Here is a 14,864-nt window from a genome sequence, read left to right as displayed (position 1 = left end):
GGCACAGGTTGGCTCCCGGGACGATGGCCGAACCGGTTGCCGCGAGTCCGTGATTTCAGAATGGTTGAGCCGCACGTGGCAACCGGCGTTACAACCGGAATCGTCAAGCCAGCCGATACACATCACCATTCCGGGTTATTCCTCCCAACCGGACCGGAACTGCACGCCTGAGCGCTGGCACAACCGCTGCGATCCGCAAAGTCACCCTAACCGAGCCAGCTTCTCAGCGACGGAAACCGGCAGCAATTGCCGACGAAGTCTGCCCGACTGACGAGCGACCGTGGCGGCAGCACGCGGATCGCAGCCGGAGATGCGTCGGCGGTCACAGATCCAGCAGCTCCAACAGCGACAGGGTGACGAAATTGAACGCCTGAAGTCCGAGTAAAGTGGCGTCTCGTTCAAAGTGAGCGGTCAGCAGCAGAGTGTGCGGTTCCGTGTCGAGCGTGATTCGGATGTTGTCGCGGGGAGCCTGATCGGCGACGTGTTTGGGAACCCGCTCCTTTGTGTTGTCGGCGAATTCCGAAAACCTCAAGAGTGACGCGGCGCTGCTCTTTGCAGCGAACGCACAGCGTCGAAAACGGTCACCTTCTGCGTCGGCCTGAAATTCACGAAGAACGATTGTCTCCAGCACCGGAATCGATTTTTCAGTGCCGATGATCCAGGCGATGGCATTTTCCGTCACAACAAGAAACAGGTCACAGTCACCGGATGCTCCCGTGGTCTGGAACGCGTCGAAGTCCTTCATTCGATGTAGCGGCCAGCCGCCAATGTCCGTCGTCGGAACGCTGGAATCAAAGCCGCCCGTCGCGGACACCAGTTCGACAACGGCCGGAGACAGCGAACCGCCGACGTCCAGCGGCAGGACTCCCGCAATCGCCCGCGATCCGTCGCTGACCGGAATGGTCTGAATCAGCGCATCCAGGCGTCCGCGTTCACCGATGTCGGAAAAAAAACGCCCGATCTGTTCTCTTGTGCCGTCGCTGAGCCGCCATTCCTGCTGAACAGCCACAGCAGTCGCCTTTCCGACTTCCGGCAGCAGTTCCTGAATGAACGCGGGAATCGGCACGGTCGCTGTCGCGAACATTTCGTGATCCGGATGCAGCCACGACAACGCTCGACTGTCTCCGGATCGAACGCGGTCGACGTATTGATCCAGCGACGACTTCTTTGCCGCTTCGATCTTCACTTCGAATACCAGAGACTCATCCGCTTCGGACCAATCCAGCGAATACTCCAGGCGTTCGATGTCATTAAAAAAAACGTCCACCAGCGCCAGGACGCTGCGCTGATACAGCGAACGCCAGGAAAAGTCGAAGTCACTCTCGTTGTCGCGTCGCTGAGCATCCGCTGCCAGGCCTGCCCGGAAACTCGCGATGAAAGGCTTCAGAGCCGAACGACCGATTTGCCGGGGCTGCGACGACAGGGAGGCCATCTTCTGATGTCGCAGTTCGCGCGTTTCCTTCAGCACGCGGTTCAGACGGACGAGTCGGTCTTCGGCAATCGGTGTATCACACTGCAGCAGGGCCGTGTAGTCGTCGGCGATCAGTACAGGCGTCCCATCTATCATGGTAATGCCATCTGACGCCTCTTCGAATTTTTCGGGATCTTCGTCGAACCATTCATGAATCCTGTCGCGACCGATCGGAGCGACTGCAGTTACGGCCAATCCTTCTTCTGGCCACGTTGCCGAAAGGTCGCAACGGAAGAACGCCGGCGAATCAGCGACCAGGAGCTTTTGCCGCTCGATGACGTCGAGGATGCCGAAGAGGAATTCATCGTTGACTTCTCCGTCGCCCGAAATCGCCGTAAAGGACGATTGCGCCTTCAGCAGTTTTCGGACGTCTGCGCGAAGCGAGAAAATATCTACAAGCTGCTGAGGCGCGACGACGTTTTCGGATTCCGAAGCAGTCTGATCTTCGCCGACCGCCGCCCCGGCGATCAGTGCGGCACACAAAACTACGATCGTCAGCGGCAAGCGTGCGAACTTCACGATCTGGTCATCCATGTCCGTCTGTCGTTCCGTAAACCGGTTTTCGTCGAATGCAGGTCGGCGAAGCATAATCCGCCGACGGCGGATTCCGCCAGACAAACTGTCTGACGGTCAACGCCGCGCGAAGTGCAATTGTCCCCGGGCGTCCGGTTGTCGTGCCAACGCCGATCGTCCATTGAACCGTTGTGCCCTCTCCCGCACGTCGCTTCGCGGGTGCGAAGTCTCCCGGAGGCTGCGCCGGGCGAGGACGAAGCGTCGACGCATTCCGGTGAGTCGCTGTCAAATTCGTACCGGTCAACCGCGAGATTCGGGTTCATCGAGAGCCCTGCAGCACCTGATCCAGGACTGCGATCAGTTCGCTGCTTTGGAACGGTTTCGCCAGAAACGCGTCCGCGATTTCCAGCAAGCCAGGTTCGCTGGCGTGATCGACGAAACCGCTGCACAGAATCAGAGGGATCGAAATCCCGGAATGCCGCAACAGCGAAGCGACCTCCAGTCCGCTGGTGTGGGGCATCGTGTAGTCCAGCAGGATGACATCAAACCGGCGATCAGATTGCAGCAGTTCGATCGCCGTGCTGCCGTCGCTGACTTCGACTGTCTGCCAATTCAGCGCGGTCAGCATTCGCGCCACGGAACGGCGGACACTTTCTTCGTCGTCAACAATCAGAATGCGGCGTGTCGCGGCGACCGGACGCTCAGTCGCGGAATCGGCAGGACGGTGGTTTTGCTTAGTCGCAGCATCCCGGCACGGAAGCAGCATTGTCACGGTGCTGCCGCGACCCGGCACGGTATTCACGAAGATTGTTGCGTTGTGGCTGCGGACGATTCCCAGGACAACCGACAGGCCGAATCCGTGCCCCGTCGGTTTGGTGGTAAAGTAGGGATCGAACATCTGCCGCAGAATTTCCGAGTCAATCCCGATACCGTCGTCGGTGACTTCGATGGCCACGCAGGGTCCCCGCACGGAAAAGTTCCCGGTCACTCTGCCTGACGGAAGGTCGGCATCGGTTTCGACATCCAGGCGGCGGACATGCACGGAGACATTTCCCCCGTTTTCCCGTGTGGCATCCGCGGCGTTTGACACGAGATTGATCAGCACCTGCCGGATCTGACCGGGATTGGCAGGGACTGACAAAGACACGTTCGGCTGACGGGAAACAGTCAGCGTGATGTTGTCATGCACGGCCGCACGCAGCAGGGCCTGCAGGTCCAGCGTCAGTGTTCCCAGATCCGTCAGTTCGTGCCGATCCTGAGACTTTCCGGCAAACACCAGCATCTGTGCGCAGATGTCGCCGGCGTTGGCTGCGGCCTTCGCGATCTCTGTGGCCGTCTGACGTGCCTGCTGATCGCCGGACGTCATTTGAATCACTTCGGCAAACGAGCTGATGGCCTGAATCACGTTGTTGAAGTCATGAGCGATGCCGCCTGCCATCAGCCCGAGACTCTCATTCTTCTGCACCTCAAACAACTGATTTTCCGACTGCTGCCGGAGCTGTTTCTCGACGGTCAGAGTCGCGACGGTGGCTTCAAGATCCGCCCGCGTCTGCCGTTCCGTCTCGCGCAGCCCGTTCAGCGCGCCGAACATCTGCAGCACGGACATTCGAACGACAATCGCGCAGGCCGGGGCGGTCACAAACAGGTGAACCAGATCAATGTCGAAACGGCTGCCGCCCGCCATCTGCCGACTCATCAGCCACAACCCGGCACCCGTTGCGACTGTGCACAGAAATGCGGTCGTCGAACAATACAACAGGCTGATTGTGACCGTCAGACAGGCCACTCCCGCCGGTGACTCCGCGCCCGAATGCAGAACCACCGACCAGATCTGGATGGCGAAGACCGAAACCACGGCGACGGTCACAACCGCGTCAAGCTGACCGGCAGTCTGCACGCGAGGCAGCAGGCGGAATCGGCAGAACGCAAACACGGCGGCCAAACCGATGTGACCGACCGAAAGCTGCAGGCCCACAGGCGCCTTGTTGGAAAACAGCACGACTCCCGCCGCAACGATCGCGGCGCATGCAGCCAGTTGCAGCGCGAGTTCGTTGTAGTGATAGGCCGGATGACTCCGGACGCTGGCTGGCTCCGTTTTCAACAGCCCGTTGCCTCTGAGCCACATTGTCGGTCTGACGGTTCGGCGAAGACTCCTGACAGGCACATTAGCCGTGACCCGCCGCCGGCTCAACCTCGCGCCGAGGTTGGTGCGAAGCACTTTCGAACCGAGCGGGGGGCGTCGCAGACGGGGCCACGGCGACAGCAGGCGTCGTGGCGGCCGCAGGTTTCGTCGGGACGCCGGAACCTACTTCTGCGGGACAGAATCAGAAAAGCGTTCGCGGTATTTTTCCACGGCGGCTGATCGAGCGGCTTCTGTCGCGAAGCCTGTGGAATCCAATGCCATCGAATACGGGCGCTGCGGAGTCACGTCGGGGAATCCAAATCGCCGGGGATCTTCGCCCCGCAGAACCAGCGAAGTCGCCAGAGCCACGTCGCCGATTTCGACGCGATAGGCGTCTTCATCCGGATTCTGCGTCGCGGCAAACAAAATCTGGTGGTTGTCGAACAGCGATTCCAGCAGAGGCAGGTCATCACGCGAACCCTGCTGAGCCAGCAGCGTCATCGCGTACCAGCCGTTCGTTCCCCGCAATGCGGTCTTCAACACGCGACGTGCCAGCGGCGGGCCTTCCGGCAGGCGGTATGTCTGAGCCAACAGCAGTGGACGCTGTGGGGCGATGCCTTCTCGCAGCACCCACGCTCCCGCCAGACGGCGGTACAACTCTGCTTCGGCGTCGGCCGGCGAAAGCTTCGATTTCAGCACATCGGACAACGCCAGCATGCTGACCGTGGTTGACGTGGCTCCGGGAAGTCGTACCGTCCGGTCGCCGGAAATCAGCAGCACGGCAGCGATCGATTCCGCCGACGCGTCGCTGTCGGTGAGTGGTCCGGGAGCCAGCGATTCCTGAAGCTCGGAGACTCGCGCGCGAAGCAGCGCCGGAACCGACGCGCGATTCTTCTGGCAAGCGGTGAACAACTGTGGTTCCGCCGCCAACAGTGAAATGAAAAATGCAACGGCCCGCGGATCGCTGCCGGCCAGTTCCGAAAATCTGTCCCAGCACGGCAGCCGCGATGCCAGACCAGCCGACGGCGACGCCTGCAGTTCCGCCAGCAGGACGGAAAAGGAATGGTTCTGAATCTGAGCCAACACGAATTCGGCTCGCAGCCTTTGTTCCGGTGAACCCGTTTGCCGGAGTTGCCGAAGAGGCTCCGCAGCCGGTTCGCCGATCTCGACAAGATCCCGCGTTGCCTGCTGGCGGAGTCGAAAGCTGTCGGCGTCCAGGTTCGCAATCAACCGCAGCACGACTTCGTCGCCGACCGTGTTGTCATTTGTGGAGTCCGACTGAGCCGCCGCCGTCGACGCAACGATTCCGGAAAACAGCAGCACCGCCGCGAAACGAAACCCCCCGCATTTTTGGAAATCAAACGTCATTGCGTACCGGAAGGAAAAGCGTCGTTTGCCGGAATTGGAGATTTCGCCCGTGCCCGCTTCGAACGACGCTGGACGCCTGTTCTAAGTTTCAGACGATGATCTGCCAATAACCTATCGCGCAGACCGGAACGGCGGCGGTCCGTTTAGCGAAGTGTCCCTGTAAAACTCAGCTCAGCCGGGCCTGTCAGGTACACGTCACGTGAACCGTCCCACGCTACCGTCAGAATTCCGCCCGGAAGGTGAACCAGAACAGGTGTACACTTTTCTTGGCCCGTCGACAGCATGTGAACAATGGCCGCCGCGCAGGCACCGGAACCGCAGGCTCGAGTTTCCCCGCTGCCGCGCTCCCAGACTCGCACCGCCAGAGAACCGTCCGCGCGGCGCTGGACGAATTCCACGTTGGTGCGATCGGGAAAACGAGAGTGCTGCTCCAGGGCAGGCCCGATTCCGGAAATGAGTGCATCGGTCAGCCTGTCGACAAACACGACCGCATGGGGATTTCCCAGCGATACGATCGTGGCCTTCACCATAGTTCCGTCGGGAAAAAGTAAGTCCGGGAATTCGATTTCCTCACGGCTCGCCGGGAACTCCGGCCGACCGACATCCACGCGCACCAGAGCCGCGCGGCCGGGTGACAGCGACTGCAGAATCGTCGCGGTCAGCAGACGGTCGCCCATCAGGATTCGGCAGCAAGCGCCGCAGCGTCGCTGGTGCTGCATCCACATCGCCACGCACCGCGCGGCGTTACCGCACATCGCACCGGCACTGCCGTCGGAGTTCCACATCTTCATTTCGACATCGCACGGCGGGACATCGCCAGCCGCGTTCGGAGGCACCAGAAAAACCAGCCCGTCAGATCCGATGCCGGTATGGCGGTCGCTGACTCGACGCGCCAGGGCAGCCGGATCGGACGGCAGTTGCTGTTCGAATCCGTCAATGAACACGTAGTCGTTTCCGGCTCCGTGCATTTTGATGAACGACAGTCCGGGCATTGCATGGTTCCGTGGTCGTGAATTTTTCTGCGGCGGGATTCCGCTACAGTTCGCGTTCAATTAACACTGACGACGACTGCAGAAACCGCCGCTTCAGCCATGACAAGTTACTCATCGCGCCTGGCCGCCAGAATCCGTGAAACCAAAACGGCCGCCCTGGTGGGCCTGGATCCTCGCTGGGATCAGTTGCCGGATGAAATCACCAAGCCACTGGGAGGGCTGACCGCGACGCTGGCTCAGCGTGCCGACGGGTTCGGTCAGTTTTGCCGCGAAATCATCGACATTGTGGCTCCACTGGTGCCGGCCGTGAAGCCGCAGGTCGCGTTCTTCGAACAGCTCGGCCCGCCGGGGATGGCGGCATTGCATGACGTGATGAGCCACGCTCGTTCGAAGAATCTGATTGTGATCGCCGACGCCAAGCGGGGCGACATCGGTTCCACGGCGACCGCCTACGCCGACGCCTGGCTGGCCGGCAGTGATGCTGGCGCCGCCGCGTTTCCCGCTGACGCGCTGACCGTCAGTCCTTATCTGGGACCGGACACGCTGCAGCCGTTTATTGAATGTGCCGTCGACCGTTCCGCCGGACTGTATGTGCTGGTTCGCACCAGCAACCCGCAATCCGCCGCGTTTCAGGATCGTGTGACGCAGGATCAAAAGCTTTTCGAAGCTGTCGCCGACGTCGTCCAGGCGCTGAACGAGTCCTACCGCGGAGACGACAGCTACGGTCCGGTGGGAGCCGTTGTGGGAGCGACCTGGCCGGAGGAATTGTCAGCACTGCGACTTCGAATGCCGAACACGCTGCTGCTTGTTCCCGGTTACGGAAGTCAGGGCGGTTCAGCGTCTGATGTCGCCGCTGCGTTTGATGCCGATGGCCAGGGAGCACTCATCAACAGTTCCAGAGCGATCAATTTTGCATTTCGAAGTCCGCGATATTCGGATCGGTTTCCGGCGTCGGAATGGCGTGAAGCGGTTCTGGCGGCGACTAACGATATGATCGCTGATCTGGCGGCCGTCCGTTCGGAATGACGAAGCCTCTTCTTTCCAGCCGCCGCGGTCCGAATCTCACCTTGTCTCACATTTGACGCCGCCACCGTCCAGCTTCAGCCGGCGGATGGTTCACGGTTGCTCTTTCCGACCTGCGTCAGCACGATACGCAGCTTCCCGACGACTGCAGGCTGTTCGAAATCACGGTCACTGACATGCATCCGATTCTGACTCCCGCACTGGAGCAACTGACACAAAAGCAGCATTTGTCGTCGGAGACAGTCCGCGAATGCATTGGAGCCATCATGGACGGCGGCTGCAGCGATGTCACGGTGTCCGCCTGGCTGACGGCCATGGCGTGCAAGGGGCCGTCGGCGGTGGAACTGGTGGGTGCCGCTCAGGCGATGCGCGACCGCGTCGCCCGGATCGCGACTCGGCGACGTCCGCTGCTGGATACCTGCGGCACCGGCGGCGACCGGCTGCATACGTTCAACATCAGCACCGCGACGGCGCTGGTCGCCGCGTCGTGCGGTGTCAACGTGGCCAAGCACGGAAATCGAAGCGTCAGCAGCAGCAGCGGTTCCGCCGATGTTCTGGAAGCGCTGGGAGTCAACATTCAGCTTTCCGCCGAGCAGGCGGCGCGGTGTCTGGACGAGATCGGCATCGCCTTCTGCTTCGCTCCGCTGCTGCACGGAGCCATGAAGAACGCCGCACCGATCCGCCGAACTCTGGGAATTCCCACAATCTTTAACCTGCTGGGACCGCTGACCAATCCCGCGGGAGCTCAGCATCAGTTGCTGGGAGCCAGCACCAACGAACGCGCGCGGCTGCTGGCCGGCGCGCTCAGCGTGCTTGGCTGCCGGAAGGCGTTTGTTGTCTGCGGCAACGATCAACTGGACGAAGTCTGCCTGTGGGGCCCGACAACCGTCTTTGAAGTGCGCTCCGGTGCCGTGGATCGGTTTGCATGGCATCCGGAAGATTTCGGACTGCCGAGCTGCGACGTATTGTCCCTGCGAGTGAAGTCCGTGGAGCAAAGCGCGGCGACAATTCGATCGGTTCTTCGCGGTGAAGATTCACCGGCCGCGAACATCGTGATCGCCAACACCGCCGCCGCGCTGCTGGCCGCGGAGAAAGCCGATACGCTGCAGGACGCGGTCAGAGCAGCCGCAACGGTGCTCAGCGACGGCATCGCCGAATCGAAACTCAACGACCTGGTGGAATGGACGCAGTCCGTCACGACATCCGCCGTGTAGTCCGGTGAATACCGAAGGCAACGAACAGAAATGATCACTTCCACAGTTCAGCGGATCGCCGTCATCGGACTTGGCCGGTTTGGCATGGCGCTCGCGCGCCGGCTTTCCATGCACGGTGCGGAGGTCATTGCGATCGACAACGATGAGCCGCTGGTCAACGAAATCAGCGACGAAGTGGCGATCGCCGTCCGGCTGGATTCCACCGACGAAGCGGCCCTGCGCAGCCAGGAAGTCGAACGCGTCGACTGTTGTGTTGTGTCCATTGGCGAAAACTTCGAAGCCGCGCTGCTGACCACTGTGATCTGCAAAAAGAATCTGCAGGTGCCGCGAGTCATCTGCCGGGCTCAGACAAAATTCCATGCGGAGATCTTTCGCCAGATCGGTGCCGACGAAGTTGTCCAGCCGGAACAGGATGCCGGCGACATGCTGGGACGCCGCCTGGCTCACCCGCGCATCGACGACTACATCCAGCTTGCCGACGGATTTACGATTCTGGAACTGAAGGCTCCGTCGAAATTCGTGGGCCGGACCGTTCGGGAAATTGATCTTCGCTCAAAGTTCTCTGTCAACCTGATCGCTGTCCGCCGCGAAATTCTTTCTCAGTCGCCTGACGCAGCGGATTCTTCCCGCGGCACTCGCATGATCAGCGTCCCCGGACCCAATGACAGAATTGAAGCCGCCGACGTGCTGCTGCTGGCTGGCTCGGAAGAGTCACTGTCGCGGCTGCCGCAGGAATAGTCATGCCGAAAGTGCCGCGAATCGACGCAGTGAAAGCCTGCGCTGCACCTGTCGATTCTCCGCAACCGCCGACAGCCGTTTATGTGCATGTGCCGTTCTGCCTGCATCGATGCGGCTACTGCGACTTCACACTGGTTGCCAGCCGCGATGAACTGATTCCGGCGTTCCTGACGGCGATCGCCAACGAATTGGCCACCGCGACGCGCGCCTGGTCGGTTGAGTCAATCTTTATCGGCGGCGGGACCCCCACTCACCTGAATCCGGAACAGCTTGATCAGTTGCTGGGGCAGGTTCGCACTCACTTCCCGCTGAACGCCGGTGGTGAGTTTTCGATTGAGGCCAATCCGGACGGCCTGGACGACGAACGGCTGGACGTGCTGGTCCGTCACGGGATCAATCGGCTGAGCCTGGGAGTTCAGAGTTTCGACAATGAGGTGCTGAAGATTCTGGAACGCAGACACACGGCCGAAGAAGCCGTGGAGTGCATTCAGCGCAGTGCCGAGTTCATCGACAACGTATCGGTCGATCTGATTTTCGGAGTTCCCAGCCAGACCGTTTCTTCGTGGTCCGCAACGCTGCGGCAGGCAACATTGCTTCCCGTGCGACATATTTCGACGTACGGCCTGACATTCGAAACGGGCACCGATTTTACTCGCCGTCGCCGACAGGGCCGCCTGGTGGCGCTGCCCGATGAAATCGAACGCGAAATGTACGCCGCCGGGATTCGGCAACTGGCTGCCGCGGGGTTCGAGCACTATGAGATCTCAAATTTCGCCGCACCGGGATTTCGCTGTCGTCACAATCAGGTCTACTGGGACGCACGGGAGTACTTTGCGTTCGGTCCGGGAGCGGCTCGGTATGTCAACGGCGTCCGCAGCACGAATCGCCGCAACGTCGCGGCCTGGATTGAAAGCTGGAATCGCAGCGAACTCTGTCTGCAGCACTTCGAGGAACTCACCGACGAACAACGTGCCCGGGAAGCCATCATGCTGGGGCTTCGACTGGTCGACGGCTTCGATCTGGATTCCTTCGAACAACGCTTCGGCCGCACGGTGGAAGACCTGGCGGGAGATGCGCTTCGCCGCAATCTGGACACCGGACAACTGGCGATCACCGACAACCGACTGCACCTGACGGACGAAGGACGGTTTCTGGCCGACAGCGTCGTTGTGGACTTCCTGTGACGCTGAAGCGACGGTCGACGTCGCCACCTCGTCACGGCGAGACCGTCAACGGACTAATGAACCAGCATGAACTCACTGCTGTTCAGATACGCCCACAGCATGTCTTCGACAGCCAGAGGCAGAGCTTCGCCGGCCGGCACCGAACCTGACATGTCGCGCAGGTGTGCTCGAAACGCTCGCTGTTCATCGTTCGTCGGCGGTCGTGTCAGCAGTGCCAGCGACACACGATTCAGTGCTTCCATCGGCGACGCCTCGCGCGTTCGGCGGTTTGTACCGCTGTCGCCGGAAACGATCAGCAGAGATGCTTCCCGAATCGCCTTTTCAATCTCTTCGCCGTTCATCATCACCAGAGCCTGAGCCACAGTGCCGTCGAACTCGGCCGATTCGTCGTTTTCGTCGGTTTCGTAGTCACGGACGAATTGAGCGACCCAATACCGGCGATGTTCCGCGTCGCTTTCGGATTCCGTGGTGATGGACCGCGGCGATGCGTCGGCGGCCGCGCGAATCGCGACGCGAATCGATCGGTACACCTGTTCGGGAGTCATCCGCCGCACATAAACCCGGCTGAACATCGGAGTCTCGCCGCTATCCGGATCGTCAGGCACGTTGCCGGCGATTCCTTCGCTGGAAAGCTGCCATGCGCGGCACATGGCGATCCAGGTCATCAACCGCCGCACGTCATAGCCGGATTCCACAAAGGCGGACGTCAGCCCGTCCAGAAGTTCCGGATGGCTGACCGGCACGTGCGGACCAATGTCATCAATCGGTCGAGTGAATCCGTAGCTGAAGAAGTGAGCCCACATGCGATTCACCATCGCTCGACCAACGCGGGCTTCGGAATCGGCAGCCAGCAGTCGCACCAGTTCCTGCCGACGGTTGACCTTTTGATCGGCGGTCAGCGCGACACTGTCAAATTCCGGCAACACGGCCCGTACTTCGCCTCGCAGCGTTTCATAGTGCGTCATGCCGCCTTCGCGGTCGTCCAGCAGTTCGACAACCTGGCGAGTCTGCGGGTCGCTGCCGTCTGTGGTGCCGGGGACTGTCTCCGTTCGTGTGACGCGATGAGTGTGCTTGAAGAAGGCATTCAGCGCCCAGTAGCTCTTCTGCGAAATTCCCTTGTCGAAGGGATGGTCGTGGCACTGCACGCACTGCAGTTGCTCACCCAGAAACAATCGGGCTGTGACCGCCGTGGCGGGTGTCGCGTCGTTGTTCAGATGCGCCAGTAGGAAATTGGTGGCGCCGTTGCGGTCGTTGCGGCCTTCGGCAGAAATCAACTTTCCGACCGTATCGATCCACGGGCTGTTATGGACGAACTCGTCCTTCAGGAAATCCTGCAGCGCGTCGCGATTGACTTCCGTTCGCGGTGATCTGCCAACCAGCAGGTTCGCCCAGATTTCTGCCAGGTTCTCCGCCCGGGCGGCGCTTTCCGCGAGGTCGTGGACCAGACGGCCTCGATCCGCGGGACCCGTACCGGCCGTGAATCTGTCGGTTTCGCCCAGTGTGGGAATGCGGCCGACGAAAGAAAGGTAGGCTCGACGAAGCCACTCCGTGTCGTCGGCCCGGCGCGAAGGCTGCAGCCCGTTGTCGTCCCAGCTTTTCTGTAACTGGGCGTCAATGAATGCCACAACGTCTTCGTCCGAGAATTCACCCTGAAACGGCGACGGGCGATCCGTGGACGCAGCCGATGCATCCGCGGTCCTGACGTCACCGTTGCCGTCTGGACGATCCGGCAGGTTGTTGAGCGGCAGTGGCTTGATCGCTGCCACGTCGCCGCTGTTGTCGCTGCCGCTGCTGTCGAGCCTGGAGTCCGCCACGAGTGGTGCGTCGGACTGGTCCGGCACGTCCGGTCGATTGTCGCCGCCGCCAGGTTCCGGCTGAACGAACTGCGGAGGCTGATCGGGAAACTGCGTGAAAGCAAAAGCGAGTCCGATCAGAACCAGAACTGCTCCGGCGGCACTGGCGGAGATCGCTCGCCCGGACCACCTGCGTCGCTGCTGAACTTCCGGCGCTGGTGCCTTTTTTCGTCCGGTGGACGATTTCGGCCTGTGCGGTTCAAACACGGGTGCCAGTCCCGCATCCCACATCAACTGACCATGCAGTTCGACAAGGTCCACGTAGAGGCGCATGTTTACCGGGCTGGCCTTCAACAGTTCCGCAAGCCGGCGTCCCTGCGCCGCGGAGAGCTGATCTTCCAGCATCAGATTTGTCAGGTGCAGTAGTTCCTGTTCGGAGCTGTTCACAGGGGGTCTCCGGATCCCGCGAGCTGTCGGCGGACACATTCCATCAGGACACGGCGAATTCGGCCCAGCGACTGGTACACGGAATTAGCCGGTCGTCCAAGCTCTTCAGCAACCTGGTCGCCCGTCACATTGGACGAATACCGCATGCGGATCAGTTGTCGATCCTGGGGACGAAGTTTTCCCAGACACTCGGAAAGAGCATCATGTTTGCGCTGCAGTTCCGGACTGCGGGTCGCGACTTCTTCCGCGATGACTTCCAGCAATTGGCTATCCAGAAACTGCATCTTCGTCGGACGCTGCCGGCGGAAGCGGAAAACTTCCAGCCGAGCGATCGCTCGTCCCCATGCGACAAAGTTGGTTCCGGCCTGAAACTGACTCCACTTCTTCCAGATCACCAGATTTGTTTCCTGCAGCACTTCATCCGCATCGGCGGGATTTCCGACGAGCGGCAGGATATACAAATACAATGGCCGCTGGCTCTGCGAAAACGCGCGAATGAACGACTCATCGGGCGTCGACGAATTGTCGGCGTCCGAATCTGCGAGGTCAATTTCGGTAAGGTTGGTAACCATGACCGGCGTTTTCTACGAGGTTAACCGGCGGAAATCCATTGTCGGCGGGGTTTTGCACGTGCGGCACTGCCGATTCAAGTGCAATGGATTCCGTGCTGCGACGGTGGTTCGACGTCGACTTGCTATCCGATGAGTTCCCTGATCGGAACTCCGCCGTTTGCGATTTTCATCGGTCGGCCTCGCTTGGATGTGTGAATGGTGCTGAGCGGGATGCCAAGTGCTTGAGCGACGGTGGCCCAGATGTCTCCCGGCAGGTATGCCTGGCTTCCGTCCGCGACGCTGGTGCCGTCGGCATCGGTGGCTCCGATCGCCTGACCGGTTTTCAGGCCGCCGCCGCCGACTACCACAGACCAGCTTCGAGCCCAGTGGTCGCGTCCGACATCCTGATTGATACGCGGAGTGCGGCCAAATTCGCCCATCCAGACCAGCACGACGTCGTCCAGCATGCCGCGACTTTTCAGGTCGGTCACCAGCGCGGACATGCCCCGATCCAGTTCCGGAAGCTTCTGCTGGCTCAACGCCGGGAACACTCCCTGATGAAGGTCCCAGCCGCCAAGGTTCACTTCGATGAACGGGACTCCCACCTGCACCAGCCGACGGGCCATCAGCAGCCCCTGCCCGAACGCGCTTGTTCCGTAGGCATCCTGCGTCGCCTGAGATTCCACTTCCAGACCAAACTTCGGCGCGGCGCGGCGGGCGTCGAACGCGGCCATCTGGTCGGAGGTCATCAGGTTGACGGCGTTCTGGTAGACATCCTGGTGAGCCCTGGGCAACTCGCCCCGGCGCGAATTCAGGAAATTCGTTTCCACGGCTTCCAGCATTGTCAGCCGGCCGCGAAGCCGCCGCTGAGCTTCCTCGCCGGGAGCGTTCTGAATTCGGCCGCTGCTGTCCACGACAAATGGAGCATGCGACATCCCCAGAAATCCCGCCGGACCGGCGTCACCACCGATCGACACAAACGACGGAAGTTCCAGCGCCGTGCGCTTGGAACCCAGTTCGTAGCTGACGACAGATCCGAATGTCGGATGAGTCACGGTCGGATTCGGAACGTAGGCGGTATGCATGTAGTACCGGCCGCGGCCGTGGTCGGCTTCGCGAGTACTCATCGAACGAACAATCGCCAGGTCATCCATGATGCCAGCCGTCTTCGGCATGTGTTCACAGATCTGCACACCTGCCGCTTTTGTGTCAATCGGTTTGAAATCGCCGCCATTCTTCGAACCCGGTTTCAGGTCCCAGATGTCAATCGTGGGAGGACCGCCGCCCATCCACATCAGGATGCAGGCTTTCTGATTGGCCTTCACAGCGGCAGCGTTCGCCTGCACGTGCGACAGAAAATTCATTGCCGGAACGGTCGCCGCAGCCGATGCCAGATGCTGCAGGAAGTGACGCCGCTTCATGCCGTAGTTGTTCCAGATTGCCATGTG

At 60.8% G+C, this 14,864-nt stretch carries 11 protein-coding genes; 4 read left to right on the top strand and 7 right to left on the bottom strand.

Translation table 11 applies throughout. The features are described 5' to 3' along the window. Positions 1-322 precede the first annotated feature (322 nt). The 4 genes from R3C19_14130 to dapF all read right to left on the bottom strand — a co-directional run bounded on the left by R3C19_14130 (position 323) and on the right by dapF (position 6,466). On the bottom strand, positions 323-2,059 hold the full coding sequence (locus R3C19_14130; protein MEZ6061479.1) for a hypothetical protein: 1,737 nt from the start codon (positions 2,057-2,059) through the stop codon (positions 323-325). Positions 2,060-2,303: 244 nt separating this feature from the next. Beyond that, entirely contained in the window at positions 2,304-4,085 is a 1,782-nt protein-coding gene (locus R3C19_14125; protein MEZ6061478.1) for an ATP-binding protein, read from the bottom strand. A 204-nt stretch (positions 4,086-4,289) separates the two neighbouring features. Then, a complete protein-coding gene (locus tag R3C19_14120) occupies positions 4,290-5,474 on the bottom strand; it encodes a hypothetical protein (GenBank protein ID MEZ6061477.1) in 1,185 nt (394 codons plus the stop codon). A 143-nt stretch (positions 5,475-5,617) separates the two neighbouring features. Continuing rightward, positions 5,618-6,466: a diaminopimelate epimerase gene (gene dapF, locus R3C19_14115; protein ID MEZ6061476.1), complete on the bottom strand. Its 849-nt coding sequence runs from the start codon at positions 6,464-6,466 to the stop codon at positions 5,618-5,620. Between the two features lie 99 nt (positions 6,467-6,565). On the opposite strand from dapF, the gene pyrF reads away from it, so the two are divergent. The 4 genes from pyrF (at position 6,566) to hemW (ending at position 10,625) form a co-directional block, all read left to right on the top strand. Beyond that, the gene (gene pyrF, locus R3C19_14110; GenBank protein MEZ6061475.1) at positions 6,566-7,492 is read left to right on the top strand and encodes an orotidine-5'-phosphate decarboxylase; all 927 of its coding nucleotides are present in this window, start codon (positions 6,566-6,568) and stop codon (positions 7,490-7,492) included. Positions 7,493-7,665: 173 nt separating this feature from the next. Continuing rightward, positions 7,666-8,703, top strand: a complete 1,038-nt coding sequence (trpD, locus tag R3C19_14105) for an anthranilate phosphoribosyltransferase (GenBank protein ID MEZ6061474.1) — start codon at positions 7,666-7,668, stop codon at positions 8,701-8,703. A gap of 30 nt (positions 8,704-8,733) precedes the next feature. Continuing rightward, entirely contained in the window at positions 8,734-9,441 is a 708-nt protein-coding gene (locus tag R3C19_14100) for a TrkA family potassium uptake protein (GenBank protein MEZ6061473.1), read from the top strand. 2 nt (positions 9,442-9,443) lie between these two features. After that, positions 9,444-10,625, top strand: coding sequence for a radical SAM family heme chaperone HemW (gene hemW / locus R3C19_14095; GenBank protein MEZ6061472.1), 1,182 nt, complete (start codon positions 9,444-9,446; stop codon positions 10,623-10,625). Positions 10,626-10,678: 53 nt separating this feature from the next. On the opposite strand, the gene R3C19_14090 is transcribed toward hemW, so the two are convergent. The 3 genes from R3C19_14090 to R3C19_14080 form a co-directional block, all read right to left on the bottom strand. Continuing rightward, entirely contained in the window at positions 10,679-12,865 is a 2,187-nt protein-coding gene (locus R3C19_14090) for a DUF1549 domain-containing protein (GenBank protein ID MEZ6061471.1), read from the bottom strand. Then, on the bottom strand, positions 12,862-13,437 hold the full coding sequence (locus R3C19_14085; GenBank protein ID MEZ6061470.1) for a sigma-70 family RNA polymerase sigma factor: 576 nt from the start codon (positions 13,435-13,437) through the stop codon (positions 12,862-12,864). The genes R3C19_14090 and R3C19_14085 overlap by 4 nt, the downstream gene beginning before the upstream one ends. A 122-nt stretch (positions 13,438-13,559) precedes the next feature. Further along, on the bottom strand, positions 13,560-14,861 hold the full coding sequence (locus R3C19_14080) for a DUF1501 domain-containing protein (protein ID MEZ6061469.1): 1,302 nt from the start codon (positions 14,859-14,861) through the stop codon (positions 13,560-13,562). Between the last annotated feature and the right edge of the window lie 3 nt (positions 14,862-14,864).

This window comes from Planctomycetaceae bacterium, from assembly GCA_041398785.1.
GTDB lineage: Bacteria > Planctomycetota > Planctomycetia > Planctomycetales > Planctomycetaceae > JAWKUA01.
Note: the sequence above shows the minus strand (reverse complement) of the source record. Positions and strands in the feature narration are given on the sequence as shown.

Excerpts from the sequence above, each read along its gene's own strand:
- R3C19_14120 (MEZ6061477.1), bottom strand. The coding sequence starts at position 5,474 with ATGACGTTTGATTTCCAAAAATGCGGGGGGTTTCGTTTCGCGGCGGTG.
- R3C19_14130 (MEZ6061479.1), bottom strand. The coding sequence starts at position 2,059 with ATGCTTCGCCGACCTGCATTCGACGAAAACCGGTTTACGGAACGACAG.
- R3C19_14085 (MEZ6061470.1), bottom strand. The coding sequence starts at position 13,437 with ATGGTTACCAACCTTACCGAAATTGACCTCGCAGATTCGGACGCCGAC.
- pyrF (MEZ6061475.1), top strand. The coding sequence starts at position 6,566 with ATGACAAGTTACTCATCGCGCCTGGCCGCCAGAATCCGTGAAACCAAA.
- trpD (MEZ6061474.1), top strand. The coding sequence starts at position 7,666 with ATGCATCCGATTCTGACTCCCGCACTGGAGCAACTGACACAAAAGCAG.
- R3C19_14100 (MEZ6061473.1), top strand. The coding sequence starts at position 8,734 with ATGATCACTTCCACAGTTCAGCGGATCGCCGTCATCGGACTTGGCCGG.
- R3C19_14080 (MEZ6061469.1), bottom strand. The coding sequence starts at position 14,861 with ATGGCAATCTGGAACAACTACGGCATGAAGCGGCGTCACTTCCTGCAG.
- dapF (MEZ6061476.1), bottom strand. The coding sequence starts at position 6,466 with ATGCCCGGACTGTCGTTCATCAAAATGCACGGAGCCGGAAACGACTAC.
- hemW (MEZ6061472.1), top strand. The coding sequence starts at position 9,444 with ATGCCGAAAGTGCCGCGAATCGACGCAGTGAAAGCCTGCGCTGCACCT.